Source organism: Neisseria sp. P0016.S008 (genome assembly GCF_051957775.1).
Taxonomy (GTDB): Bacteria; Pseudomonadota; Gammaproteobacteria; order Burkholderiales; family Neisseriaceae; genus Neisseria; species Neisseria flavescens_B.
In genome coordinates this window covers 24054-50346 of sequence record NZ_JBQCWB010000005.1, presented here as the reverse complement: position 1 = coordinate 50346, position 26293 = coordinate 24054, and the positions used below count along the sequence as shown (strand labels likewise).

Genomic DNA, 26293 nt, shown 5'->3' with positions numbered 1-26293 from the left:
CTTAAGGTGAGTGGGTTTTAGGAATCGCCCTGCGGCCAATCCCATATTTTCAGACGGCCCTACTATTTACTGAAGGGCAACCACATCCGCGCCAGCAGATACATGGCTGCACCGCCTCCCCCGAGAATAAAAAAGACGATGCCTTTTTTACGCGAATTCGGGCAGAGCAGATAAACGGCAAGGCTGAAACTGATAAACAACAATGCCACGCGCCAAACCAATTCTTTATCTTTGAAACGGTTGAGCGTATAAGTTTCGGTCATCATCACATACATCTGCCACAATGCGGCCATACACATGCTGATGATGCCCATCGGTATAAAGAAAATACCGACTATTTCTTTGTTCATAATGAATGTAAATGCTGTGTGTTTGTCTGACGGAATTATAAATCAGAAAACGAAGCTCTCGAAACATTCAATTTGTCGAAGGCCTTAAGGCCGTCTGAAAAATTTCAGACGGCCTTAATGTCTATCAACCGTGCAAAGCGCGTTTGTCGGCCGCCAATGCAGCTTCGTGAACCACTTCGGACAAGGTTGGGTGGGCATGGATAATGCGGGCGATGTCTTCGCTGCTGGCGAAGAATTCGAGCGCAGTCACGCCTTCGGCAACCAATTCGCTGACAACCGGGCCGATCATGTGTACGCCCAAGATACGGTCGGTTTTGGCATCTGCCAACACTTTAACCGTACCTTTGGCTTTGCCCATTGCCAATGCGCGACCGTTTGCACCGAAACCTGAAGTACCTTTTTTGTACTCTACGCCTTCGGCTTTGAGCTGCTCTTCGGTTTTACCCACCCAAGCGATTTCAGGGTCGGTGTAAATAACAAACGGTACGTTGTTGAAGTCGATATGCGGTTTTTGACCGGCAATGCGCTCGGCAACGGCAACGCCTTCGTCCATGGCTTTGTGTGCCAACATCGGGCCGCGAACCACGTCGCCGATTGCCCATACGTTAGGCAGGTTGGTACGGCATTCGCCATCTACCTTGATAAAGCCGCGCTCGTCTTTTTCCAAGCCTACGGCTTCGGCGTTCAGGCCTTTGGTGTTTGGAATACGGCCAATAGCAACGATCAGTTTGTCGAATACTTCGGTTTTGGCTTCACCGGCAGCTGTTTCGTAAGCAACGGAAACGCCTTTGCCTTCAGATTTGATGTCGCCGATTTTCACGCCCAATTCAATGCTCAAGCCTTGCTCTTTAGTGAAGTATTTGAAGGCTTCTTTGGCGATTTGTTGGTCGGCAGCAGCCAGGAAGGTCGGCGCAGCTTCAAGAATGGTAACTTCTGCACCCACGCGGTTCCATACGGAACCCATTTCCAGACCAATCACGCCGGAACCGATCACGCCGAGTTTGGCAGGCACTTCGGTCAGGTTCAATGCGCCTTCGTTGTCCAAAACGTTCACGTTGTCGATAGCGACTTGTGGCAGCGGACGCGGTACGGAACCGGTTGCTACGATGACGTGTTTGGCTTCGATAACGGTTTTCTCGCCTTTGTTATCGACTTCGATTTGGTAAGCATCGCCATTTTTACCGGCAAAGGAAGCAGTACCGAACAGGCTGGTTACTTTGTTTTTTTGGAACAGGAATTTCACGCCGCCGGTCAGCTTGGTTACGATGGCATCTTTGCGCTCAATCATTTTGGCCGCGTCGAATTTTACGTCGCCGACAGTGATACCGTGTTCGGCAAACTCGTGTTGCGCAGCGTGGAAATGTTCGCTGGATTGCAACAGGGCTTTGGAAGGGATACAGCCCACGTTCAAGCAAGTACCGCCCAATGCAGGGGCATTGCCTGCTTTGTTAACGCCTGCATCGACGCAAGCGGTTTTAAAACCCAGTTGCGCGGCACGGATGGCGGCAACGTATCCGCCCGGGCCTGCACCAATCACTACTACATCATATTGAGACATCGTGTCATCCTTTGCTTTTGCAGTATCTCAAAATAAAAACGATACTTTTTGTTTCTTTTTTATTTTGAATGACTGCGTTTTGATGGTTTTAAGAAAAGGCCGTCTGAAAGTCCATATCTGCCGATTCATTCGAATCAAATGTTTCAGACGGCCTCAATCGTTTGTTGAGCCTATTGTAGCACGATACTACATTACGCTACATCTAAATAAAAATTCAGACGGCCTTTTCATTAACAAATAAAAGGCCGTCTGAAACGATTACAGATCCAACAACAGGCGAGCTGGGTCTTCCAACGCGTCTTTAATGGCTACCAAGGTCAATACAGCTTCGCGGCCGTCGATGATACGGTGGTCGTAAGACAGGGCCAGATACATCATCGGACGGACAACAACTTGACCGTTTTCAACCACGGCGCGCTCTTTAGTGGCGTGCATACCCAAAATCGCAGATTGAGGTGGGTTGATGATCGGGGTAGACATCATAGAACCGAAGGTACCGCCGTTGGTAATACTGAATGTACCGCCGGTCAAATCTTCGATAGCGATTTTGCCGTCTTTGGCTTTTTTCGCGTAATCAACAATTGCTTGTTCGATGTCAGCAATGCTCATTTGGTCTGCATCGCGCAGAATTGGTACAACCAGACCGCGTGGGCTGCCAATTGCGATACCGATGTCGAAGTAGCCGTGGTACACGATGTCTTTGCCGTCAACAGAAGCATTCACAACCGGGTATTTTTTCAGGGCGGCAACAGCGGCTTTAACGAAGAAGGACATAAAGCCCAGTTTCACGCCGTGTTCTTTCTCGAATTTATCTTTGTACTTCGCACGCAAGTCCATGATTGGTTTCATGTTGACTTCGTTGAATGTAGTCAGAATGGCGTTTTCTTGTTGAGAAGCCAGGAGGCGTTCGGCAACACGGGCACGCAGGCGGCTCATCGGTACGCGTTCTTCAGGACGTGCGCCTACAGGAAGTGCAACAGCAGGAGCAGCGGCTGCGGCAGGTTTGGCAGCAGCATTTTGTACGTCTTCTTTCAATACGCGACCGTCACGGCCGGAACCTTGCAATGCGTTCACATCAACACCGGTCTCGGCAGCCAGTTTGGCGGCGGCAGGCATAGCGGCGTTGTTTTGTGCAGCAGCAGGAGCGGCGGCTGGGGCTGCTTCGGCAGGCGCAGCGGCTGGAGCTTCGGCGGTGGCAGTAGCAGCTGTATCGATGCGTGCCAAAACTTGATCAGCAACAACGGTTTCACCGTCTTGCGCTACGATTTCAACCAATACGCCGGCTTGTGGAGAAGGTACTTCCAAAACCACTTTGTCAGTTTCGATATCGATCAGGATTTCGTCACGGGCAACTGCTTCGCCAACTTTTTTCTTCCATTCCAAGAGCGTGCCTTCAGATACGCTTTCAGACAGCATAGGTACTTTTACATCAATAATCATTTTGTGTCTCCAATGGCCCTTTCAGACGGCCTGTTGTGTGTTTTTAATTCTGCATATGGGCATTCCGCCTGAGCAGCCTCAGACGGAATGCCACTTGGTTTACAACGCCAAAGCGTCTTCAACCAATTGTTTCAATTGAGCAATGTGTTTGCTTGAGTAGCCCACTGCAGGCGATGCGCTGCTTGGACGACCGGCATAAGACAGTTTTTGCTCTTCGCTGATAACGTCCTCGATGCGGTGGCGGATTTGGTAGAACGCGCCTTGGTTTTTCGGCTCTTCTTGTGCCCAAACCACAGATTTTGCGTTCGGATATTTCGCCAGTTCAGCTTTAACCTCGTCGTATGGGAACGGATACAGCTGCTCAACGCGGACGATAGCAACATCATCTTCCAGTTTACGCTCAGCACGACCAGCTTCCAAGTCATAGTAAACCTGACCGGCACACAATACCACGCGTTTCACGCTGTCGTTGCTTGCGCGTTCAGCAGTATCGCCGATAACCGGACGGAAAGTCGAACCTTCGGTGAAGTTTTCCAGCGGGCTCATTGCACCTTTGAAGCGCAACAGGCGTTTGGACATGAAAATCACCAGCGGTTTGCGGTATGAACCCAAGACTTGACGTTGCAAGATGTGGAACATTTGCGACGCTTCAGACGGCATGATGACTTGCATATTGTTCTCGGAACACAGTTGCAACCAACGTTCTACGCGTGCAGAAGAGTGCTCAGGGCCTTGACCGTCGTAGCCGTGCGGCAGGATGGTGGTCAGACCGCACAAACGACCCCACTTGGTTTCGCCTGAAGACAGGAATTGGTCAATAGTCACTTGTGCGCCGTTGGCGAAGTCACCGAATTGAGCTTCCCAAATGGTCAGCTTGTCAGGAGCGGAGCAGGCAAAGCCGTACTCGAACGCCATCACGGCTTCTTCGTTCAAAATGGAGTCGATAACCAGGAACTCACCCATGCCTTCGCCCATATGACGCAGAGGAACATAAGTACCGTCGTCCCATTTTTCACGGTTTTGATCGTGCAATACTGCATGGCGATGTGAGAATGTACCGCGACCGGAGTCCTCACCGGAAATACGTACGCCATGACCTTTAGTCAGCAGGCTTGCGTATGCCAAGGTTTCGGCCATACCCCAATCGATGGCTTGTTTGCCGGATGCCATGGCTTTACGCGCTTCAATCACACGTTTCGCAGTCGGATGCAGGGCAAAGCCTTCCGGTACAGCGGTAAACTTCTCGGTAAGACGCTCAATATCTGCGGCAGGCAAACCGGTTTCGATGTGTTCGCGCCAATCTTTGCCTTGGTATTTGCTCCAGTCGATTTGTGTGCGTTGAAAGTTGCTCAAAGTTGTTTGTTCAACATGTTCGCCTTTGTCCAAAGCATCACGGTAGGCTTGGATGTAACCGTCAGCTTCAGCTTGAGTTACCACGCCTTCGGCAATCAGTTGCTCGGTGTACAAAGCACGCGCACCTGGGTGTTGTGATACTTTTTTGTACATCATCGGTTGGGTTAAGGTCGGATCATCGCCCTCGTTGTGGCCCCATTTACGGTAGCAAACAACGTCGACCACGATGTCTTTATGGAATTTTTTGCGGTAATCCAAGGCAGCTTGGATGGCAAAGCAAACGCGTTCAGGATCATCGCCGTTAACATGGATAACCGGAGCGGAAACCATTTTCGCGATATCGGTACAATGTACGGTAGAACGGGTATCGCGGGTATCGGAAGTCGTAAAGCCGATTTGGTTGTTGATCACGATGTGAACAGTACCACCGGTGGTATAACCGCGTGTTTTAGACAGGTTGAATGTTGCTTGGTTAACACCCAAACCAATAAATGCGGAGTCACCGTGAATCAATACCGGCAAGACTTTATCGCGGCCGTTTTCGCCCAAACGTTTTTGTTTGGCGCGTGCAGAACCTTCCACTACCGGGTTAACAATTTCCAAGTGTGACGGGTTAAATGCCAAAGAAACGTGCATCGGGCCGTGTGGCGTAGCGATGTCGGAGCTGAAGCCCATGTGGTATTTCACGTCGCCGCTAGGCAATTTGATTTCGGCACGGCCTTCAAACTCAGCGAACAAATCGCTGGGTTTTTTACCCAGAATGTTCACCAAAACATTCAGACGGCCACGGTGTGCCATACCGATGATGACTTCTTCCACACCGTCTTTACCGGCATTTTGAATCAGGTAGTTCAAACCGGCAATCGCGCTTTCGCCGCCTTCTACACCAAAGCGTTTTTGACCGACATATTTGGTATGCAAGTAGCGTTCCAGAGTTTCGGCAGCAGTCATTTCTTTCAAGATACGGCGTTTCTGTTCAACGTTGTAGCTTGGCGTAGACAGTACGCTTTCAAAATAATTGCGAACCCAGCGACGCTCTTCGGTATTTGGAATGTAGATGTACTCTACCGCGATATGGCCGCAGTAGGTTTGTTTGAGGTTGCTGATGATTTGGGACAGAGGCAGTTTGCTCTGACCGGAAAAATCGCCCTCGCCCATATTGAACTGAAGCGCCATATCGGCATCTGACAGACCGTGGAATTTAGGATCGAGCGCTTCGATATTTTGAGGAGGAATACGTTTGAGCGGATCAAGTTGGGCTGCGCCCACGCCTTGGATACGATAGGCAGAAATCAGTCGCAAAACGCTGACTTGCTTTTTCATCATTGCCTCATCTACACCGCCTGCGACGGCTGCGGCAATTTTCTTTTTAGCCAAAGTGGCAAATGATTCACGAATCGGTGTATGGGCAACATCGACAGCGACTGCGCCCGGCTGCTTACTCAAATCGGTAAAGTACTGTTTCCATTTTTCATCGACAGATTCCGGATTATCCAGAAACTTTTCATACAACTCCTCGATGTATGGCGCATTAGAACCAAACAGATAAGAGAAATTGAGTTTTTCGTCCATCATGGCGTGAGCTCTTTTCTTTAAAATATAAACAAAGGGTAGAATCCCGTGTTCTCCGAACGGAATTCAGGCCGTCTGAAATGACACTTTATTCTACCCTATTTCAAATCAAATTACCTGCTATCAACTTAATTAATTACGACCAACCTCATTGAAAACGGCAATTCGATTTTTTCAAACGACTTTTCAACAATATATTAATGTATTGTCTATTAGCGTTTATCTACCGGAACGTAATCGCGACGCTCTGCACCGGTATACAGTTGACGTGGGCGGCCGATTTTCAGTGCCGGATCGCTAATCATTTCATGCCAATGAGAAATCCAACCTACACTGCGCGACAATGCGAAGATAACGGTAAACATTTCAGTTGGAATGCCCAATGCGGACAAGACGATACCGGAGTAGAAATCGACGTTTGGATACAGCTTGCGTTCAACAAAGAACGGATCTTTCAGTGCAATTTGTTCCAATTCCATCGCCAGCTTAAATTTAGGACTGTCTTCCAAGCCCAATTCTTTCAAGACTTCATAACAGGTTTCGCGCATGATGTTGGCTCGTGGATCCATATTGCGGTATACGCGGTGACCAAAGCCCATCAGACGGTATTTGCGTTGTTTCACACCTTCCATGTATGCGGCAACATTAGATACATCGCCGATTTCGTCCAGCATTTTCAACACAGCTTCGTTTGCACCGCCGTGTGAAGCACCCCACAGACAGGCGATACCGGCAGCGATACAGGCAAATGGGTTTGCACCTGAAGAACCTGCCAAGCGTACAGTCGAAGTAGAAGCGTTTTGCTCGTGGTCGGCATGCAAAATAAAGATGCGGTCGAGCGCGCGAGCCAATATTGGATTAGGTTTGTATTCTTCACATGGTGTCGCAAACATCATGTGTAAGAAGTTTTCAGCATAGGAAAGGTTATTTTTTGGATAATTGAACGGCAGACCGTTGGAATAACGGTAACACATTGCCGCAATTGTCGGGATTTTGGAGATCAAGCGGTAAATCGCAATTTTGCGGTGTTCCGGATTGGCAATATCCAAGCTGTCTTGGTAGAAAGCAGACAAAGCGCCAACCACACCAACCATCATCGCCATCGGGTGCGCATCGCGACGGAAACCGCGGAAGAACCAAGTCAACTGCTCATGCAGCATAGTATGGCGGCTGACTGTGGCATCAAATTCTTTTTTCTGTTCAGGGGTTGGCAGTTCGCCGTAAATCAACAGATAGCAAACTTCCAAATAATCGGATTTTTCGGCCAGCTGCTCGATAGGATAACCACGGTAATACAACAGACCTTCATCGCCATCAATATAAGTGATTTTGGATTCGCAACTTGCAGTCGACACGAATCCTGGGTCGAAGGAAAACAGACCTGTATTTTTTGTCAACGCACGGATATCAACCACATCATGGCCGATACTTGCTTCCAATACTGGCAGTTCCAAGGTCTCTTGATTTGGGGTGGTGAGCTTGACTGATTTAGACATTCTTAAACTCCTTTGTAAGTTGGGGCTTTCGTTGCCGCCCAAGCGGCACGGTCCTTTTTTTCAGACGGCCTCAGTATGGAAAGAGCTTGTTCGGATTGGTATCGCAAACAAGCTCTATAATACGTCATGCCTGTCTGATTTTTTCAAGCATGGGAATCAGGTGTTTCTTGTCCGTCGCCGAATGTCCGTTAATCAAGGCAAGCAACTCTTGGTCTTGAAACTCGAGGATTTCGGAAAATTCGGACAACTCCTGATCACTCAGGTGCTCGAATTCTTTTTCCATAAACCTGCCGAAGATTAAGTCTAATTCCAACAATCCCCGGCGGGTTTGAAAACGGATTTTCCGTTTGGCAATATCGTCAAAAACCATCATTTCTTAAACGGCTCGTTTCAACATAATCTCTTTAATCTTACCGATGGCTCGGGTCGGATTCAAGTGTTTAGGACATACGTCTACGCAGTTCATAATGGTGTGGCAACGGAACAAACGGTATGGGTCGTTCAGATTATCCAAACGCTCATTAGTGATGGTATCACGGCTATCCGCAATGAAACGGTAAGCATTCAACAAGCCGGACGGGCCAACGAATTTATCAGGGTTCCACCAGAATGACGGGCAGGCAGTCGAACAGCAGGCGCACAAAATACATTCGTACAAACCGTCCAACTCTTTACGCTCTTCCTGAGTTTGCAGACGCTCTTTGTCCGCATCGATAGGGTTATCGTTGACAACGTAAGGTTTGATGGAGTGATATTGTTTGAAGAATTGGGTCATATCTACAATCAGGTCGCGGATAACAGGCAGACCTGGCAGAGGACGGATTTTAACCGGCTGTTTCAGGCCGCGCAGATCGGTCAGACATGCCAAGCCGTTTTTGCCGTTGATGTTCATACCGTCAGAACCGCAAATACCTTCGCGGCAAGAACGGCGGAAAGACAATGTATCGTCTTGTGCTTTCAGGCGCACTAAAGCGTCCAAAAGTTTAACGTCGGTTGGTTCCAATTCCAACTCGTAACGTTGCATATAAGGTTTAGCATCAACGTCCGGGTTGTAACGGTAAATTTCAAAACTCATTTTTTCCATGAGAAGTGTTCCTTTTCTCATAAACTGCCCAATGATTTTGTATTATGAATTCAAGCAGTTCAATGTGGGTATGGTTAGGTTTCAGACGGCCTTTAAGATAAAGGCCGTCTGAAAACTCATCAATAAACGCGTTTAGCCGGTTTGATGTATTCCACGCTCAAAGGCTTGGTATGTACCGGTTTGTAAGACAAAGTATTGGTATCTGAATGATACAGGGTATGTTTCATCCAGTTTTCGTCATCGCGCTCAGGATGGTCGTCTGAAGCGTGTGCGCCACGCGATTCTTTACGCGCTTCGGCGGACACCAAAGTCGCTTTCGCTACTTCAATCAGATTATCCAATTCCAAAGCTTCGATACGCGCGGTATTCCACACTTTGCTCTTGTCTTTGATTTCAGTACGTTTCACGCGCTCGGCAATCTCCATGATTTCTCGAACGCCTTTGCTCAGAATCTCATCGGTACGGAACACACCGGCGTGCAGTTGTACGGAGCGTTGCAGTTCGCGACGCAATGCATCAACGTTTTCGCCACCGGTTTGGTTGTCCAAACGCTCGATACGTTGACGAGTCAACTCACCTGCATTAGCAGGCAGAGGTTTCCAGTCGCTTTGCTCTTTGATGAATTTAATCATGCTGTCGCCGGCAGCTTTACCGAATACCACCAAGTCCAACAGGGAGTTAGTACCCAAGCGGTTTGCACCATGTACGGAAGCACATGCGCACTCACCTGCCGCATACAGACCTTTCACCGGCACTTCATATTCGTCGCCTTGCGGCACAACAACTTCGCCGTGATAGTTGGTCGGAATACCGCCCATCATGTAGTGGGTAGTCGGCACGACGGGAATCGGGTCTTTAATCGGGTCGATACCGGCAAACTGAATGGAAATCTCGCGGATGCCCGGCAGTTTTTCCATAATTTTTTCGGCACCGATATGGTCGATTTTCAGCAAAACGTGGTCTTTGTTTTTACCGCAGCCGCGACCTTCGTAAATTTCCATTGCCATCGCACGGGAAACCACGTCACGGGAAGCCAAGTCTTTTACAGTCGGAGCGTAACGTTCCATAAAGCGTTCGCCATCGGCATTCAACAGAATACCGCCCTCACCACGCACACCCTCGGTAATCAATACACCGGCACCGGCCACACCGGTCGGGTGGAATTGCCAGAACTCCATGTCTTCCAACGGAATACCTGCACGAGCACAAATACCCAAACCATCACCGGTATTCATATAAGCATTGGTAGAAGAAGCATAAATACGACCGCCACCACCGGTAGCAAACATCACAGCTTTAGCGTGGAAAATATAAACTTCGCCAGTTTCCATTTCCATGGCGGTTACACCGACTACGTCGCCGTTTTCATCACGAATCAAATCTTGCGCTGTCCATTCCACAAAGAATTGTGTATTGGCACGGACATTTTGTTGGTACAAAGTATGCAACATCGCATGACCGGTACGGTCGGCAACCGCACATGCACGTTCTACCGCACGTTTACCGTGTTCGGCAGTATGGCCGCCGAAAGGACGTTGGTAGATTTTACCGCTTTCCACACGGTCAAAAGGCATACCCATGTGTTCCAACTCAATTACAGCTTCAGGCGCGGCGCGACACATAAACTCAATCGCATCTTGGTCGCCCAACCAGTCGGAACCTTTCACAGTATCGTACATATGCCAATCCCAACGGTCTTCCTGCACATTACCCAATGAAGCAGAAATACCGCCTTGAGCTGCTACAGTATGAGAACGGGTTGGAAATACTTTAGACAAAACAGCACAATTCAGACCGGATTTAGACAATTGGAGGGCTGCGCGTAAACCTGCACCACCACCGCCAACAATCACGGCATCAAACTTGCGAACAGGAAAACCCATATTTACCCCCAAATTACTTTAACTGAATACACCAAGCAGCCTACCAACCAAACGATGGTGGCAACTTGTAAAAACAAACGCAGGCCGAAAGGCTTAATGTAGTCCATCCACAAATCGCGGATACCTACCCATGCATGCAGGAATACGGCCAAAAAGCTCACTTGGGTAAACACTTTCACCCAAGTTTGATCAAAAAATGCCTGCCATGCCGAATATTCTTTAGGCAATGTGAACAAAACAACCAAAAGAACCACGGTGTACACCAGCATGATGACCGCAGTTGCACGTTGCATTGCCCAATCGCGCAAACCGTAATGCGCACCTGTCAATTTACGTTCTACCATAACAAAGCTCCCAAAACGACGGTCAGAATCAAAGCAGAAGCAAATACAACTTTAGCAGTAGCACGGGCAGTATTTAATTCCAAGCCTTTATGCACATCCAAAAACAGAAAGCGGATACCGGCCAAAAAGTGGTGCAGATATGCCCACAACAGACCGATAAGAATCAGCTTCACAAACGGATTGGAGATAGCAGAACGATATGCTTCGAACGACGCTTCGCGATCCAGCGTTCCGGAGAAGAAATACAAGAGAACAGGCAGCATCACAAACAAGCCGACGCCGCTGATACGGTGAAGAATAGATACAATCCCCGGTATGGGCAATCGGATATTCGGAATTTCCAAAAATACCGGGCGTGATTTGGCGGACATGGTCAGTTCCTCTAGATTTATTATCAGCTCAAAACCTATAGCTCAGCACTACAATAAGCTACATAAACCATAATTTACCTGTTTTATCTCATTTTGAACAGTGCAATTTATAAATGCTCTAATGATTTTTACCAAAAAACTAATAAAATCAAACAATCATTCTTAGATTTTTTTTTGTGTGCTTAGCCTTTTTTGTTACTTTCCTGCAATTAAGCCATCTCCCCATCAAAGCACTTACGATAACATCATTATGATTTGAGAATTGTATCTATTGCGAGATAAATTCTCATTCTTGATACCTAATCTTTACAAAGGCATAAGCCATTCCTAACTTATTACCACTGCATTATCACCACTACTCTTACATAGTTATACATTCAAAGGCATTTCATTCATCCCTAGATGGACTAAAATACAGTGCAATACCAATAATGTTTCCATACCTTATAAGGAGGCTGCATCATGACACACTCCCCTCATCAAAACACTCCCAATCCGGAGGACTACATCCCCTCCTTCCGCCGTCGAAACTTGGACACATCCGGTTTTATGAAAAAACTCGGACGTTTTGCCGGCCGCCTGGGCAAACCTGTCGTCCGTCAACTTTATGCACTTTATTACCTTTGGGAATCCGAACATACGCCCAAACGGGCCAAAATGATTATTGTCGGCGCACTGGTTTATTTCCTCAGCCCTATCGACAGCATTCCCGACCTTCTGATTCCATTTGGCTTCAGTGATGACATTGCCGTCATTGCGTTGGTTTATTCTCAAATGAAAAACTACCTGACCGAAGATATTCAAGAAAAAGCCCGTCAAGCGGCTGACAAGCTGTTTGGTTCTTAATTGGATAAAGTTCGACTACACATATATAAATACAAGAAGAAGGCCGTCTGAATATTCAGACGGCCTTCTCGGTTTATGACTTTTTTATTTCAAAGGCTGCATACCCATAACTTCCATCAGGAAGTTAGTAAACGCAGGATTGCTTGGTTTGGTATCCATGTTTTTCCAACGTTGCTGCCAACCGCGCAAAGCGCCTTGGATGTATTGTTTGGATTGCTCGGTAGTAATTTCACCACGTTGGCTATCAACGGCAGAACGCAGATAAACTTCGTACATACTGTCATCGACGGAGTTGCGTCCTACTTGTTGGATACGGAAGCGGTTCAAATATTGGGCAGCCTGGACTTTGGTCAGACTACCTTGGCTCACTTGGGTACTCAAGCGACGTGCTTCATCATGAATCTTGGAAACATCTGCCCAATGCGAAGGAGCCAAATGATAACCGGTAGCTGAAACTTGTGAATCAGCCTTAGGTTTCTTGACGTTGGTTGGTCGAACTGGCACTTCTTTCAATGTTGGAACATAAATCGATTCACAACCGGCAAGTGCCGCCACAGCAAGGATAGGAAGAATGTATTTTTTCATAATGCGCATTATAAGCATGATTCGTTGAAGAAACCAACTTTTGAATAACGGTATTCAAAGCTCATTAACTGAATTACAACAGATTTCATATGATATCTCAAGCCCATACGCAAAAAAGGCCGTCTGAAAACGGCCTTTTAACAACAATCCTATATTATGCCAAATCAGCAAACAGAGGCGTAGAAAGATAGCGTTCGCCATACGATGGCAACAAGACAACAATCAGCTTGCCTTCGTTTTCAGGTTTTTTAGCCAGTTGCAATGCGCTCCATACCGCAGCACCGGAAGAAATACCTACCAAAATGCCTTCTTTTTCAGCCATAGCGCGCGCAGTTTCAAACGCTGCTTCGTTAGGTACTTTGACAATGCTGTCGTAAATAGCCGTATTCAAAACACTGGGGATAAAGCCTGCGCCCAAACCTTGAATCGGATGCGGGCCTTTTTCGCCACCACTCAATACTGGGGAAGCTTCAGGCTCGACGGCCACGATTTGAACTTCGGGTTTGTGTTTTTTCAATACTTCGCCCACGCCGGTAATCGTACCGCCTGTACCCACACCGGCCACGAAAATATCAACTTGGCCGTCTGTATCACGCCAAATTTCTTCGGCAGTGGTTTTGCGGTGAACTTCAGGATTGGCCTCATTATCAAATTGGCGCGGCATAAAGTAAGTATCTGGATGTTCGTCCACCAAAGACTGGGCTTTAGCGATAGCGCCAGCCATACCTTCGGCAGCTGGTGTCAAAATCAGCTCTGCACCGAATGCACGCAGCAGCATTTTGCGTTCTTTACTCATGCTTTCAGGCATAGTAATCGCCAATTTATAACCGCGGGCCGCACACACCATTGCCAAACCGATACCGGTATTGCCGCTGGTCGCCTCAACGATAACGGTATCTTTATTGATTTTACCGGCCTGCTCCGCCGCTTCAATCATGGCTTCGGCAATACGGTCTTTCACGCTGCTGCCCGGATTGAAAAATTCAAGTTTAACGGCGATTTGCGCTTTCAAACCTTCGGTCAGACGGTTCAATTTCACCAAAGGGGTGTTGCCGATCAGCTCGGTAATATTATTTGCAATTTTCATTTCCTGCTCCAGATTTAGATGTGATATAGCCTGCATATTAAACTCAGGCCGTCTGAAAAACCAATATCGAAAATTTCTTTCATTATAACTTTTAGTTTGGATAAATTAATATCCGCCCCGTTCAAAAATCAAAGCCATGGCAACCACAGCCTGCATGACAACCGCAACCAGCCAACCCATTTGCAGCTGAGTAGCACTAAACAAAGCCGCCGACTGCTTGCACACGACCACGCGGTGCAGATAAAACACCAGCATCAACACGCCCTGCAAAACAAACCAATAAATCGGTTTCAAGGCATAAATTTTCAGCAAGGCCACCCATGCAAAAACTGCGCCTGCCAATGGCAAGATGAAATAAACCACGCCTGCCAAAAAAACAAAAGCCAAAGTCATGACAACATTGGAAACCGCAAATAAGGTCAAACCGGCATATTCGCCTGCCGACCAAAACTTTTTGTCTTCCGTTTTACTGCAGTCATCGATAAAGAAGAAAATACTAGCGATTGTCAGATAAAAATGAGGGATAAACAAAGGGCCTGTATGCGTAAAGCCCCACATTCCGGGCAGCAAGCGCGCGCCTAGTGCCGAAATCCCCAGCCACAACAATACCGCAGCCCAAAGCCATTGAAACCGCTGCGCGCGAAAAATAAACGCCAACGATACCACAGCATACGCGACGGCAAACCAAAAATCCAAAGAAACCATCATGAATACTGCAACTCGCCTTCAAAAACGGTTTCAGCAGGGCCGGTCATTTGCACATCGCCACCTTCCTCCCAACTGATAAACAATTCGCCGCCAGGCAGAGTAACACGCACAGGCACACCCGCTTTCAGCAAGCCATTACGCACGCCTGCCACCACGGCCGCACACGCTCCAGTGCCGCAAGCCTGAGTTTCCCCCACTCCGCGTTCAAACACGCGCAGGCGGACTGACAATTCATCTTCGACCTGCAAAAAGCCGACATTGACCCGTTCAGGGAACTGCTCGTGCGATTCAATAGCACTGCCCCAATGCTCCACCGGCGCAGTTTCAACATCATCAACCAAAATTACCGCATGCGGATTACCCATATTCACGCAGCTTACCGGTACAGATTCCAAACCGACCAAGACAATATGTGTCAGCGCATCTTCATTTTCACCATGTGCAGGCACAAACGGAATTTCAGACGGCATGAAACGCGGTTTACCCATATTGACGGTAACCAAACCGTTATCCAACAGCTTCGGCACAATAATCCCTTTGGCCGTTTCGACCAAGATTTCCGTTTTATCCGTCAAACCCTTATCCGCGACAAAACGCGCAAAACAACGCGCGCCATTGCCGCACTGCTCTACTTCCCGACCATCGGCATTGAAAATGCGGTACCGAAAATCGACCGCTTCAGAAGAAGGCTTCTCCACTACCAAAAACTGATCAAAACCCACGCCGCGATAGCGGTCTGCCCATTGGGCAAGCGGCGCAGCCAACGGATCAAAGTCCTGATTGATGGCATTGACCACCATAAAATCATTACCCAAGCCGTGCATCTTCGTAAATTTCAAAGTTTTCATTATTCATTCACATTCTTATTAAATCATTATTTCGGCACATTCTACACCAGAATGATATATCCGTTTCTATCTTGTTCTTCAGACGGCCTTGCGCCCTTTTACCAATACTAACACCAGCCACCCTACAAAAATACTATACTTCCCACATTACAAACATTTCTTATTACAAGGATACACATTATGAAAAAAGTTCTCTTACCTGCCCTTTTGGCCGCTTCACTCAGCGCATGTACAGTCGGCACGCCCGGAGTTTCCGTCGGCTTAGGCGTCGGCACCAGCATCGGCCGCCACGTCGGCTTGGGTACATCCATCAATATCCCTGTCGGCTTAGACAAAACCAAAACCACCAAAGGCACGGATTCAGACGGCATCCGTATCTCAGAAGAACAAATCGTAACCTATTTCGATGCACACGGCACACCCAGCAACAGCGCAGTCAAAGGTGGCTTCCATCGCCAACTGATCAGCAAACGCAACAACGAATATGTCGTCCAAGACTTTTACAGCGACAACAGCCAAAAACGCACGGATCCCTATGTCCTCAACCGCAATCAACTGATGCAGTTCCGCGCCACGCCAAGCAACGGCTCGCTGACCACTTACGCCTACAACGGCACGGTGATGCAGCAGCAAGTATTCCAAAACGGCAAATTGGTTAACGCCAAATACTAAAGGCCGTCTGAAACGGCTGGAAAGCATGTGAAACTTGATTACAAAATATTTTTAACATTCAAACATTTGAAATATTTTGCACCATTTTCTTGAAAATACTGATTGACACATTTTTTCCAGCCATTATAATACGCCCCATTCCCCGATAGCTCAGTCGGTAGAGCGACGGACTGTTAATCCGCAGGTCCCTGGTTCGAGCCCAGGTCGGGGAGCCAAATTTAAAAAGCCTGAACTTCTGTTCAGGCTTTTTTACATCAATAAGGAACGACTGTTCTTTTCTAAAAAACTCCATGAACCCTCATAATAAAAAAGGCCGTCTGAAACCCAAATCTGGTTTCAGACGGCCTTTTATTTGTTTTTAAATCAACGGAAGAAATCGCCCATGCCTGCTGGCAGGCCTTGGGTAAACGCACCCATGGTTTTGTTGGTGGTTTCTTCGGCTTTTTCAGAAGCGGCATTGATGGCGGCCAATACCAAATCTTCCAGCATTTCTTTGTCGTCAGCGGCTTCTTGAATCAAATCAGGGCTGATTTCAAGTTTGCGGACAACGTGCGAACACGTCATCACAACTTTCACCAAACCATTGCCTGCTTCGCCTTCCACTTCGGTTTCAGCCAGCTTGGCTTGTGCTTTTTTCATGTTTTCCTGCATTTGTTGCGCCTGTTTCATCAGGCCGCCTAATCCGGCTTTTCCGAACATGTTTTACTCCTATGGGTTTGAATAAATGGATTTCACTCATGCCGTCTGAAAAACGCTATTGCCTTTCAGACGGCCTTGTATATCGGTATTTTAAGAATGTCCTGCCAACTCTAAAGAATCCGGCAGCCATTGTGCTTCAAAGGTTTGCAAGATTTTCTGCGCCGTTGTATCCGCTTCCAGCAAATCTTGCGCCTGCTGCCGCCCTTCTTCTTGAATACGTTTGCGGCGCATGACCGGCGTTTCCCAGCCTTTATCATCCTGCCAAGGCTCGGTTTGCAGCCTTATATTGCCAAGATGGTAGGCCTCGCTCAACGTCTGGCAGATTTTATCCAAGCGCTCTTTATTGGCAGTCGCTTTGGCTTCATCCGTCAAAGACAGCATGATTAATCCTGCTTCCGCATCATAACTCGTCCATGCCGCATTTTGTGCCAACATCTGCGCTGCGCCTAATTTACGGGCAAAGCGTTCGATAATGCTGTGCCAATTCTCTGTTTTAAACTCAGGCAAAGGAGCGAACTGAAGCTCTTCTTCATCTCCCTCCTCTTCTTCAGACTCAGTAGACGCAACCGGCTGCGGTACTTCCATCACATCAGCACGGTGTGAATCTTCATATGTATATGCTTCATCAAAATACGGAGGTGGAATTTCCTCATCCATGTGCGGATATTCTTCCGGCGCAGGGGCCGTCTGAACTTTTGCAACAGGCAATGGCTCCGCAGTTTCTTGCATTTGCGCCGTTTGAGTTTGAGGCGGCTCAGCCGATACTTGGCTCGGCATTTCCTCCCAAGGCGGCACATCCGCCTGCTGCTGGGCAGACTGAACGGTTTCTTCAGACGGCCTTTCAACAGTATCCTGCTTGGCAGGAGCAGCCTCTTTCTCAACCGCCGGTGCTGCTATCGGCTCAGATTTCGGCAGCTGAAAAGGCTTTTTTTCGGCCTCAGCTTTCTGATGATCGGAATGCAAATCCGTGTGTTCAATCTGACTTTGCGTATCGCAACCCGAAGCGGCCAACGGCGCAAATGCAAGCATGCGCAAAAGCGTCATGACAAAACCGGCATACTCGTCCGGAGCCAGAGGCAAATCCTGTTTGCCATGAATAGCACATTGATAATAAAGCTGAATCTGCTCGCCACTCAAAGCCTGACTTAATCGCAGCAAAGTTTCACGTTCAGGGTCGTCATTCGCTAAGGCGGAAGGAATGGTTTGAATCAAAGCCAAACGTTGCAACAGCATGGCCAATTCTGCCAATGCGCTGTCAAAACCAATCGCACGGGCAGACATTTCCTGAGCTTTTTCCAGCAAGGCCTCACCGTTTTGATTGATGATTCCTTCAAGCAATTCAAACAAATATTGTTTATCGACCGCTCCGATCATCTGACGGACATCTTGTTCGGCCACTTTACCCGAACCCATGGCAATCGCCTGATCCAAAAGGCTCAACGCATCGCGCATCGAACCGGCGGCGGCGCGGCCTAAAAGCTGCAAAGCCTGCGGCTGATAAGGTACATTTTCACGGTCCAGGACATGTGCCAAATGCTCGGCAACCTGTTGGGTTGTCATGTTGCGCAACACAAACTGCAAACAGCGGCTCAATACGGTAATGGGGACTTTGTGCGGATCGGTGGTCGCCAAAATGAATTTAACGTGTTCAGGTGGTTCTTCCAAAGTCTTCAGCATGGCATTGAACGCGCTTTTGGAAAGCATATGCACTTCGTCGATGATATAGACTTTGTATTTACCCGCAGTCGGCGCGTATTGTGCGTTTTCCAACACTTCGCGGATATTGTCGATACCGGTATTCGATGCCGCGTCGATTTCCAATAAATCCACATAACGGCCGCTGTCGATTTGCGTACAGCTTTCACACTGACCGCATGGCTCGCCATGCACGGCATTTTCGCAGTTCAAGCTCTTGGCCAAAATCCTGGCAATCGTGGTCTTGCCCACACCGCGCGTTCCTGTCAGCAGATAGGCATGGTGCAGACGGCCTTCGTCCAGCGCGTTGCGCAGGGCTTTGACGACGTGTTCCTGACCGACCAAATCGGCAAAGGTTTTCGGACGCCATTTTCGTGCAAGAACTTGATAAGCCATGTTGTTTCTCTACGGGAAATAAATCGGAAGGCCGTCTGAAAAGAATTATCCGCTTTTCAGACGGCCTCAGAAAATGGCGTATATTCTAGCATTTTTTTGATTTTTATTAAGGATTTTCTATCAAGCCGACGGCGACAGCATGTCATCGCAATGTTAGAATGCTACACAAATGATAAACAATTTGAAGCTCAAATCATTATGTCTGAAATCATACTACGCAATCAATCAGCCACTATGCGAGTCAATACGATGGGCGGGTATATTGACTCCCTGACTCTAAAAGGACGGGAAGTCTTATTTCCGAAAACCAGCGTTCAAGTGAGCGATGACACAAAATTACGCGGCGGCATGCACGTCTGCTTGCCCCAATTCGGACCGGACAGCAAAAATCATCTGGCCCAACATGGTTTCGGCAGAACTTCAGACTGGGAAATCCGCCATCAAAATGAATCGGATATCGGTTTGAAATTAATCAGCACAGAAAGAGGCTATGAACACGTCGAATGGTTGCTTGATTACAGTCTGCCTAACGAAAATGAAGCCATCGCCATCCTAACCGTCTGCAATTACGGCGAATCGCCCGTCCGCACATCCCCGGGATTCCACCCCTACTTTACCGCCGCCGGTACACAATTTGATTTCAACGGCGCCCCATACGATGCCGACTATATCTCCCATACCGAATTTGTTTCCTCCGACCAGGATGCACACGTTGCATTTGACGGCTTGAAACTGGATATCCGCACCCACAATCTGCCTGTGTATGCCCTCTGGAGCGATCGAAACGGCCAATATACTTGTGCAGAGCCAACCGCAGAAGGCAATGCGTTTTTATCCCCCGCCCGAGGCGGACAATTTGTTTCAGGGCACAGCAAAAAACGTTACGCCATGAAAATCAGACTGACAGCTTAAATTATTCTGTAAAGTCATAAATACTTAAAAACCACCCCGAAGGGTGGTTTTCTTATGGCTTACAGGCCATTGTTATTGATTGCATTCGCAATATCGCGTACTGCTGTTACATACATACGGCTGTGGTTGTATTGCCATACTGTGTAGAAGTTATTCAGACCCAAATAGTATTCAAATACGCCTGGACTCGTTTCCAAAGCATACAACACAGCCTTTTCATTATCCGCAACAGCAGCTTGAGGCACCACACCCAAAGCTTTGAAATCTGCGACAGTGCGTGTCAAAGCTGTTTTCTCATCGATAATCGCCTGCAAGTGCGGAGTAATCGTCAGACTTACCGGCACAACCATCTTGCCGCCTGTCTGCCAGCCATGCTGTTTCATATAATTGGCGACAGAAGCCGCCACATCGCCGACATTATTCCAAATATCGCGATGACCATCACCATCATAGTCTACCGCCCATTTACGGTAGCTTGAAGGCATAAATTGCGGCATACCCATCGCACCGGCATAGCTGCCTTTGAAGTCAAAGACATTTTCTTTTTCTTCTTTTGCCATCTGCAAAAGTTCGCTCAACTCGTTTTGGAAAAACTCGGCACGGCGAGGATAATCAAAGGCCAATGTACTCAAGGCATCGGCAACGCGGAAGCTGCCCGTATTTTTGCCGTAATTGGTTTCGATACCGAGAATCGCCACAATCAATTCGGCAGGTACGCCGTATTTGCGTGCCACATCATCGATTACGGCACGGTTTGCCGCATAGAATTGTCTGCCGCCATTAAATTTGACCGCACCAGAGTTACCGGTACGGAATTCATACCAAGGACGCGAAGTGCTTGGGCGGTACATAATGGTAATAATGTTGCCTTTATACACCACGCCATTAAAGAAATTGCGCAATTCTTCCGCACTGAAACGGCGGTTTTTCACTTCATATTGGATAAACTGCTGAACATTGACGTTCTCATTAAAACCGCTGCTGGCAACAGATTCAGCCGCAGCATCAAATACAGGACGCTTTACAGAGGAAACAGGCTCAACCGGTTTTGCCGTATCAACAGCAGGCTTTTGCGGTGTACTACATGAAGCCAGAGCCAAAGCAGCCAGACCCATCCCAAAGATTTTGATTTTATTCATAAATAATCTCTTTATTAAAATACTATGATAAATCCGAATACGAAAGAATATTCGTCCAACACATCATCTCTCTATGCCAACTGCCATACTTTTAACCAGCCAAAAATATAAACAACTCGGCACTGATTTGCTTTGGCTCAAGCACATAGACAAGGCCGTCTGAAATCCAAGGAAACCCTTGATTTTCAGACGGCCTTGAATGAATCAATTACTCAGCGGCTGCAACAACAGCAACGGTAATTTTAGCAACAGCGTCAGTGTGCAGAGCCACTTCAACTTCGTATTCGCCAACAGCTTTCAAAGGACCGTTAGGCAGACGTACGTTTGCTTTAGCAGCTTGGATACCGGCAGCAACAATCGCTTCAGCGATGTCAGCATTGGTAACAGAACCGAACAGACGACCATCAACACCGGCTTTTTGAGCAACAGTAATGGTTTGGCCTTCCAGTTTTTCTTGACGTGCTTTAGCATCAGCCAAGATTTCAGCTTGTTTGGCTTCCAATTCAGCGCGACGTGCTTCGAATTCTTTCATGTTGGCTTCGGTTGCACGTTTTGCTTTACCGGCAGGGATCAGGAAGTTGCGTGCGTAACCGTTTTTAACGGTAACGATGTCACCCAAGTTACCCAGACCGCCGATTTTTTCTAACAGAATAATTTGCATGATTTAAACTCCAAAATTATTTGTGTTGATCGGTGTAAGGCAACAGAGCCAGGAAACGGGCACGTTTCACAGCGGTAGCCAACTGACGTTGGTAGTGTGCTTTAGTACCAGTAATGCGGGCAGGGATGATTTTGCCGTTTTCAGAGATGAAGTCTTTCAACAAATCAACTTGTTTGTAATCAACTTCTTGGATTTTTTCAGCCGTAAAGCGGCAGAATTTTCTACGTTTGAATGATTGACGAGCCATTGTCGTTTAACCTTTATATTCTTTAATGTTCTGTATGCGTAGTACCGGCTTGGGGAAGCGTTGGCTGCGTTGCGCCAAAAAACCTTCCGACTCGATGACGGCATCTTGCCGATACTGCCATTCTTCAGCCTGCTTACCTAAAATCCGCGCGGGAATTTCAAATTTGACCAGACATTTCTGTCCGTTTTCTTCCTGCCAAGACTCATGTTGTAACACAATATCTAAAACAGGAATTCCTGCCGGCGTATATCTCAAAGGCTGAACCTGCAAGATACGGGCGGTAAGCTTAATCAGATTATTCAATCTTATTCGGCTGCTGCAACTTCTTCAGCTGCACCGTTCAGCAAGTTTTTTGCTTTTTCGCCGCCCAGCATTGGGGAAGCTTCAGTTACAGCGTGTTTTGTTTTGATGGTCAGGTGACGCAGTACGGCATCATTGAAGCGGAAAGCAGTTTCCAGCTCTTCAACCACTTCAGGAGTAGTTTCGATATTCATCAAAACATAGTGTGCTTTGTGGATTTTGTTGATTGGGTAAGCCAATTGACGACGGCCCCAGTCTTCCAAACGGTGGATTTTACCGCTGGCTTCAGTAATCATGGTTTTGTAACGCTCAACCATAGCAGGCACTTGCTCGCTTTGATCAGGATGAACGATAAACACGATCTCGTAATGACGCATGTTATCTCCTTATGGATGATTAAAAACAGCCTTTCACCATGCGAAGTAAAAGGCAAGGCAAAGAGGCTGAATTTTATCCGCATTTCTTAAAGAATACAAGTCTGAATTCAAAATCTACTTTCTTTTCAATTAAAAAACAACAATAGGCCTTATGGTTATTTCCTAGCAAACCACTCAACTATCTGCCAAAAATCTGCTAAAATCTGCCCATCCTAATAAATACAGCATCAGAAGGCACACAATCATGGCTCTTTTGCAGATTTCAGAACCCGGCATGTCCGCCGCCCCCCATCAACACCGCCTCGCCGTAGGCATTGATTTAGGTACAACCAACAGCTTGGTTGCCACCGTCCGCAGCGGCAGCGCAGTCTGCCTGCCCGATTCAGACGGCCGCGCCACCCTGCCTTCGGTTGTTCGTTATTTGGATGGCGAAGTTGAAGTCGGCAAAAATGCCCTTTCCGCCCAAAAAACCGATCCGCTAAATACAATCAGCTCCGCCAAACGCTTAATCGGCCGCACCCTTACCGACCTCGCACAAGAGGCGCAATACCTGCCCTATCGATTTACACCCAATGAGCGCGTGGTCGAGTTAAACACCCGTCAAGGCGCGAAAACGCCTATCGAAGTATCGGCAGAAATCCTCAAAGCCCTCAAATTGCGTGCCGAAGAAACATTGGGCGGCGATTTGGTTGGTGCCGTCATCACCGTACCCGCTTATTTTGACGATGCCCAACGGCAAGCCACCAAAGATGCCGCGCGCTTGGCAGGTTTGAATGTCTTGCGCCTCCTTAACGAACCGACTGCCGCCGCAATCGCCTACGGACTGGACAACGCTTCAGAAGGCACGTTTGTCGTTTACGATTTAGGCGGTGGCACATTCGACGTATCCGTATTGCAACTAACCAAAGGCCTGTTTGAAGTAAAAGCCACCGGCGGCAACAGCGCATTGGGTGGCGACGATTTCGACCATCGTTTATTCTGCTACCTGCTCGAACAAAACGACCTTTCCAAACTCAACGAACAAGACAGCCAGCTTCTGCTTTCCCTTGTCCGTAGCGCCAAAGAAAAACTGACCACTCAAACCGAAGCCGTCATCGAAACCACACTTTCAGACGGCCATAAAATTCATACCGTCATTACCCGCCAAGAGTTTCACAATCTGACCCAAAATCTGGTACAAAAAACCATCGAGCCTGTCAAACAGGCTTTGAAAGATGCCGGCGTAACCAAGGCCGATGTCAAGGGTGTGATTATGGTTGGCGGCTCTACCCGTATGTTGCACGTTCAACAAGCAGTTGCCACATTCTTTGGTCAAACTCCTCTGAATAACCTCAATCCTGACGAAGTGGTCGCACTCGGTGCCGCCATACAGGCAAACGTCCTTGCCGGCAACAAAACCGACGGCGAATGGCTGCTGCTTGACGTTACACCTTTATCGCTCGGTCTAGAAACTTATGGCGGCCTTGCCGAAAAAATCATCCCGCGCAACTCCACCATTCCTACTGCGCGTGCGCAGGACTTTACCACTTTCAAAGACGGTCAAACCGCTATGACGATACACGTCGTACAAGGCGAGCGCGAACTCGTTTCCGACTGCCGCAGCCTTGCCAAATTTACCCTGCGCGGCATTCCGCCGATGGCAGCAGGCGCAGCACGTATCCGCGTGACCTTCCAAGTTGATGCCGACGGATTGCTGTCCGTTTCCGCCCAAGAACAAAGCACCGGCGTACAGGCGCAAATCGAAGTCAAACCTTCCTACGGCTTGGACGACAGCACCATCACCCAAATGCTCAAAGACAGCATGAGCAACGCCGCCGAAGACATGGCCGCACGCGCACGCGCCGAAGCCGTAGTCGAAGCCGAAAGCCTGACCGATGCCGTCAACGCCGCCCTTGAGTTAGATAGCGATTTGTTGGAAGCCGAAGAATTGCAACAGATTCAACAAGACATTGCTGCTTTGCAAGGCCGTCTGAAAGACGGCAAAGCCGAAGACATCCGCGCCGCCGTCGCCAAACTCAGCCACAGTACCGACAACTTCGCCGCCAAACGCATGAACCGCAATATCCAACGCGCGCTTACCGGACAAAGCGTTGATAATATTTGATGGTGAATAGTTTCAGACGGCCTTTGGAAATAGAGAGGCCGTCTGAAAAGAAAGAATAGTAAAAAATGTCCAATCGATTTCGACTAATAATACTAAGAATACTGAGTGTCGTTTGGTTTCTCGTTTGGCGACTGACCGTATCTATTCTAGTCGGAAAAGCTGTGTTTCATTTTTTACCACCTGAACGCGAAACTTATACTCAAGGCAGCAAAGTAAACCCCTCGTTTCAAATACCCGTCCTCACAACCGGCGACAGTAGTTGTACCGTGAAGCGATGGAATGAGTTCGACGCCAAGAAGGACAAGATTTGCACAAAAAGCCTTAAAGACCTGAATTGCCTCCCACATACGAAAAGCGGTTGTGATTTACAACAGATAAACTCTCAAGAATACAAGTTCATTTTTTATGATTTATTTAAAACACAAACCAATCACTACCGTTTGACAGAAGGACGTGCAGAACCTTTATCTTATACATTAGATACGCTTGACCGACGACTATCGGCAGGAATAAAAGTTGCCTTAATTGTCTTACTCTTAACCTTAGCACCTCCTTTTTACCGCCTGTGGCGACGCGACAGAGAAATTCAGGCGGCAGCCAAGCAAGCGAGAATAACTAAACAACGCAAAAACTGATCGCCCTAGACTTTACCCTACTTCCCTTGACTATCGAGATACTTGAACTACTCCGCGAAACATGAGACTCTGGCATCAAATCCTTATCCCGCTACTCCCCCGCGCCCAACTTTTAGGGCAGCATCGCGAATGCGCCGCGCTTCGCGGGGCAGGTTGGTGCAGGCCGCATGCGACGGTTAATTACGTTTTTACCCATTCTCCCTACAAACTCTATCTATATCACGCGTTGATTATGGAAGAGATGGAACAGCGCGGTTACAAACCTGATGCTTTATGGAAAGACCCGTTGTATCGCGGCAAAGCCGTTGCCCCATACCACACACACGCGGCTGAAACAGCCACTTCGCCGATTTATGCCGAACATGATGATGCCTACTTGGACGAATGTCTGGAAAATTTAAGAAGTAAAGGCATCATGTTATAAACCCATTTTTCAGACGGCCTGAATATTAAATACCTAAGGCCGTCTAAAACCACTTTAACCACAACCACTCTTAAACAACCGAGACAATAAAAATGCCAAAAATTACCGTACTCCCACACGCGACATTATGCCCCGAAGGCGCGGTTATCGAAGATGCACTGGAAGGCCAAACCGTCCTTGACGTACTACTCGACCACGACATCGAAGTCGATCATGCCTGCGAAAAATCCTGCGCCTGCACCACCTGCCACGTGATTATCCGCAAAGGTTTTGACAGCCTGGAAGAACCGACCGAATTGGAAGAAGACCTGCTCGACCAAGCATGGGGCTTGGAAGCCGATTCACGCTTGAGCTGTCAGGCAGTCGTTGCCGATGAAGATTTGGTCGTAGAAATCCCCAAATACACCATCAACCACGCTCGCGAAGACCATTAAAACGAGATTTAATGAAAAAGGCCGTCTGAAACCACAAATTTATGGTTTTCAGACGGCCTTTTGGTTATGCAGT

At 47.9% G+C, this 26293-nt stretch carries 28 protein-coding genes and 1 tRNA gene; 8 read left to right on the top strand and 21 right to left on the bottom strand.

Annotated features, from left to right (window positions below; translation table 11 throughout):
- Positions 1-62: 62 nt before the first annotated feature.
- The 10 genes from ACTHS8_RS07765 to sdhC all read right to left on the bottom strand — a co-directional run bounded on the left by ACTHS8_RS07765 (position 63) and on the right by sdhC (position 11451).
- A complete protein-coding gene (locus ACTHS8_RS07765; RefSeq protein WP_002213751.1) occupies positions 63-350 on the bottom strand; it encodes a hypothetical protein in 288 nt (95 codons plus the stop codon).
- A gap of 124 nt (positions 351-474) precedes the next feature.
- A complete protein-coding gene (gene lpdA / locus ACTHS8_RS07760; protein ID WP_063075932.1) occupies positions 475-1908 on the bottom strand; it encodes a dihydrolipoyl dehydrogenase in 1434 nt (477 codons plus the stop codon).
- 258 nt (positions 1909-2166) lie between these two features.
- Positions 2167-3348, bottom strand: coding sequence for a 2-oxoglutarate dehydrogenase complex dihydrolipoyllysine-residue succinyltransferase (gene odhB, locus ACTHS8_RS07755; protein WP_440373408.1), 1182 nt, complete (start codon positions 3346-3348; stop codon positions 2167-2169).
- A gap of 99 nt (positions 3349-3447) precedes the next feature.
- On the bottom strand, positions 3448-6276 hold the full coding sequence (locus ACTHS8_RS07750) for a 2-oxoglutarate dehydrogenase E1 component (protein WP_063075930.1): 2829 nt from the start codon (positions 6274-6276) through the stop codon (positions 3448-3450).
- Between the two features lie 209 nt (positions 6277-6485).
- On the bottom strand, positions 6486-7769 hold the full coding sequence (gltA, locus tag ACTHS8_RS07745; protein WP_063075929.1) for a citrate synthase: 1284 nt from the start codon (positions 7767-7769) through the stop codon (positions 6486-6488).
- Positions 7770-7893: 124 nt separating this feature from the next.
- Positions 7894-8142, bottom strand: a complete 249-nt coding sequence (locus tag ACTHS8_RS07740) for an FAD assembly factor SdhE (RefSeq protein WP_003678830.1) — start codon at positions 8140-8142, stop codon at positions 7894-7896.
- 3 nt (positions 8143-8145) lie between these two features.
- Entirely contained in the window at positions 8146-8853 is a 708-nt protein-coding gene (locus ACTHS8_RS07735; RefSeq protein ID WP_002241462.1) for a succinate dehydrogenase iron-sulfur subunit, read from the bottom strand.
- Positions 8854-8972: 119 nt separating this feature from the next.
- Positions 8973-10736: a succinate dehydrogenase flavoprotein subunit gene (gene sdhA / locus ACTHS8_RS07730; RefSeq protein ID WP_107768903.1), complete on the bottom strand. Its 1764-nt coding sequence runs from the start codon at positions 10734-10736 to the stop codon at positions 8973-8975.
- A 2-nt stretch (positions 10737-10738) separates the two neighbouring features.
- A complete protein-coding gene (gene sdhD / locus ACTHS8_RS07725) occupies positions 10739-11080 on the bottom strand; it encodes a succinate dehydrogenase, hydrophobic membrane anchor protein (RefSeq protein ID WP_003678837.1) in 342 nt (113 codons plus the stop codon).
- Positions 11074-11451: a succinate dehydrogenase, cytochrome b556 subunit gene (sdhC, locus tag ACTHS8_RS07720; RefSeq protein ID WP_003678839.1), complete on the bottom strand. Its 378-nt coding sequence runs from the start codon at positions 11449-11451 to the stop codon at positions 11074-11076. The genes sdhD and sdhC overlap by 7 nt, the downstream gene beginning before the upstream one ends.
- A 462-nt stretch (positions 11452-11913) precedes the next feature.
- On the opposite strand from sdhC, the gene ACTHS8_RS07715 reads away from it, so the two are divergent.
- The gene (locus ACTHS8_RS07715) at positions 11914-12297 is read left to right on the top strand and encodes a YkvA family protein (protein ID WP_063075928.1); all 384 of its coding nucleotides are present in this window, start codon (positions 11914-11916) and stop codon (positions 12295-12297) included.
- An 84-nt stretch (positions 12298-12381) separates the two neighbouring features.
- Here ACTHS8_RS07715 and ACTHS8_RS07710 read toward each other — a convergent pair whose 3' ends face one another.
- The 4 genes from ACTHS8_RS07710 to dapF all read right to left on the bottom strand — a co-directional run bounded on the left by ACTHS8_RS07710 (position 12382) and on the right by dapF (position 15525).
- Positions 12382-12882 carry a membrane lipoprotein lipid attachment site-containing protein gene (locus ACTHS8_RS07710; RefSeq protein WP_371444493.1) on the bottom strand — a complete coding sequence of 167 codons (501 nt, stop codon included), beginning with the start codon at positions 12880-12882 and terminating at the stop codon, positions 12382-12384.
- Between the two features lie 154 nt (positions 12883-13036).
- The gene (gene cysK, locus ACTHS8_RS07705; protein WP_283121182.1) at positions 13037-13969 is read right to left on the bottom strand and encodes a cysteine synthase A; all 933 of its coding nucleotides are present in this window, start codon (positions 13967-13969) and stop codon (positions 13037-13039) included.
- 105 nt (positions 13970-14074) lie between these two features.
- Positions 14075-14677 carry a hypothetical protein gene (locus ACTHS8_RS07700; protein WP_440373407.1) on the bottom strand — a complete coding sequence of 201 codons (603 nt, stop codon included), beginning with the start codon at positions 14675-14677 and terminating at the stop codon, positions 14075-14077.
- Positions 14674-15525, bottom strand: coding sequence for a diaminopimelate epimerase (gene dapF, locus ACTHS8_RS07695; RefSeq protein ID WP_440373406.1), 852 nt, complete (start codon positions 15523-15525; stop codon positions 14674-14676). The genes ACTHS8_RS07700 and dapF overlap by 4 nt, the downstream gene beginning before the upstream one ends.
- A 180-nt stretch (positions 15526-15705) precedes the next feature.
- Between dapF and ACTHS8_RS07690 the strand changes: the two genes are divergently transcribed.
- Complete coding sequence (locus tag ACTHS8_RS07690; RefSeq protein ID WP_440373405.1) at positions 15706-16197, top strand: NemA protein; 492 nt, start codon at positions 15706-15708, stop codon at positions 16195-16197.
- 139 nt (positions 16198-16336) lie between these two features.
- Positions 16337-16412 (top strand) — tRNA-Asn (locus ACTHS8_RS07685).
- Between the two features lie 148 nt (positions 16413-16560).
- Here ACTHS8_RS07685 and ACTHS8_RS07680 read toward each other — a convergent pair.
- The gene (locus tag ACTHS8_RS07680) at positions 16561-16896 is read right to left on the bottom strand and encodes a YbaB/EbfC family nucleoid-associated protein (protein WP_003678854.1); all 336 of its coding nucleotides are present in this window, start codon (positions 16894-16896) and stop codon (positions 16561-16563) included.
- A gap of 90 nt (positions 16897-16986) precedes the next feature.
- Positions 16987-18987 carry a DNA polymerase III subunit gamma/tau gene (gene dnaX, locus ACTHS8_RS07675; protein ID WP_440373404.1) on the bottom strand — a complete coding sequence of 667 codons (2001 nt, stop codon included), beginning with the start codon at positions 18985-18987 and terminating at the stop codon, positions 16987-16989.
- Between the two features lie 198 nt (positions 18988-19185).
- Here dnaX and ACTHS8_RS07670 point away from each other — a divergent pair, with 198 nt between their 5' ends.
- Positions 19186-19899, top strand: a complete 714-nt coding sequence (locus tag ACTHS8_RS07670) for an aldose epimerase family protein (protein ID WP_440373403.1) — start codon at positions 19186-19188, stop codon at positions 19897-19899.
- A 59-nt stretch (positions 19900-19958) separates the two neighbouring features.
- Here ACTHS8_RS07670 and mltB read toward each other — a convergent pair whose 3' ends face one another.
- The 5 genes from mltB to rpsF all read right to left on the bottom strand — a co-directional run bounded on the left by mltB (position 19959) and on the right by rpsF (position 22623).
- Positions 19959-21038: a lytic murein transglycosylase B gene (mltB, locus tag ACTHS8_RS07665; RefSeq protein ID WP_440373402.1), complete on the bottom strand. Its 1080-nt coding sequence runs from the start codon at positions 21036-21038 to the stop codon at positions 19959-19961.
- Between the two features lie 208 nt (positions 21039-21246).
- A complete protein-coding gene (rplI, locus tag ACTHS8_RS07660) occupies positions 21247-21699 on the bottom strand; it encodes a 50S ribosomal protein L9 (RefSeq protein WP_003678862.1) in 453 nt (150 codons plus the stop codon).
- A gap of 16 nt (positions 21700-21715) precedes the next feature.
- Positions 21716-21946: a 30S ribosomal protein S18 gene (gene rpsR, locus ACTHS8_RS07655; RefSeq protein WP_003678863.1), complete on the bottom strand. Its 231-nt coding sequence runs from the start codon at positions 21944-21946 to the stop codon at positions 21716-21718.
- Positions 21947-21952: 6 nt separating this feature from the next.
- Positions 21953-22255, bottom strand: coding sequence for a primosomal replication protein N (gene priB / locus ACTHS8_RS07650; protein ID WP_180947864.1), 303 nt, complete (start codon positions 22253-22255; stop codon positions 21953-21955).
- The gene (rpsF, locus tag ACTHS8_RS07645; RefSeq protein WP_003686150.1) at positions 22252-22623 is read right to left on the bottom strand and encodes a 30S ribosomal protein S6; all 372 of its coding nucleotides are present in this window, start codon (positions 22621-22623) and stop codon (positions 22252-22254) included. The genes priB and rpsF overlap by 4 nt, the downstream gene beginning before the upstream one ends.
- Before the next feature lie 244 nt (positions 22624-22867).
- On the opposite strand from rpsF, the gene hscA reads away from it, so the two are divergent.
- The 4 genes from hscA (at position 22868) to fdx (ending at position 26220) form a co-directional block, all read left to right on the top strand.
- A complete protein-coding gene (gene hscA, locus ACTHS8_RS07640; RefSeq protein ID WP_440373401.1) occupies positions 22868-24727 on the top strand; it encodes a Fe-S protein assembly chaperone HscA in 1860 nt (619 codons plus the stop codon).
- A gap of 161 nt (positions 24728-24888) precedes the next feature.
- On the top strand, positions 24889-25362 hold the full coding sequence (locus ACTHS8_RS07635) for a hypothetical protein (RefSeq protein WP_440373400.1): 474 nt from the start codon (positions 24889-24891) through the stop codon (positions 25360-25362).
- A gap of 61 nt (positions 25363-25423) precedes the next feature.
- On the top strand, positions 25424-25786 hold the full coding sequence (locus ACTHS8_RS07630; protein WP_440373399.1) for a TIGR02328 family protein: 363 nt from the start codon (positions 25424-25426) through the stop codon (positions 25784-25786).
- A gap of 92 nt (positions 25787-25878) precedes the next feature.
- On the top strand, positions 25879-26220 hold the full coding sequence (gene fdx / locus ACTHS8_RS07625; RefSeq protein ID WP_311476225.1) for an ISC system 2Fe-2S type ferredoxin: 342 nt from the start codon (positions 25879-25881) through the stop codon (positions 26218-26220).
- The last annotated feature ends 73 nt before the right edge of the window (positions 26221-26293 follow it).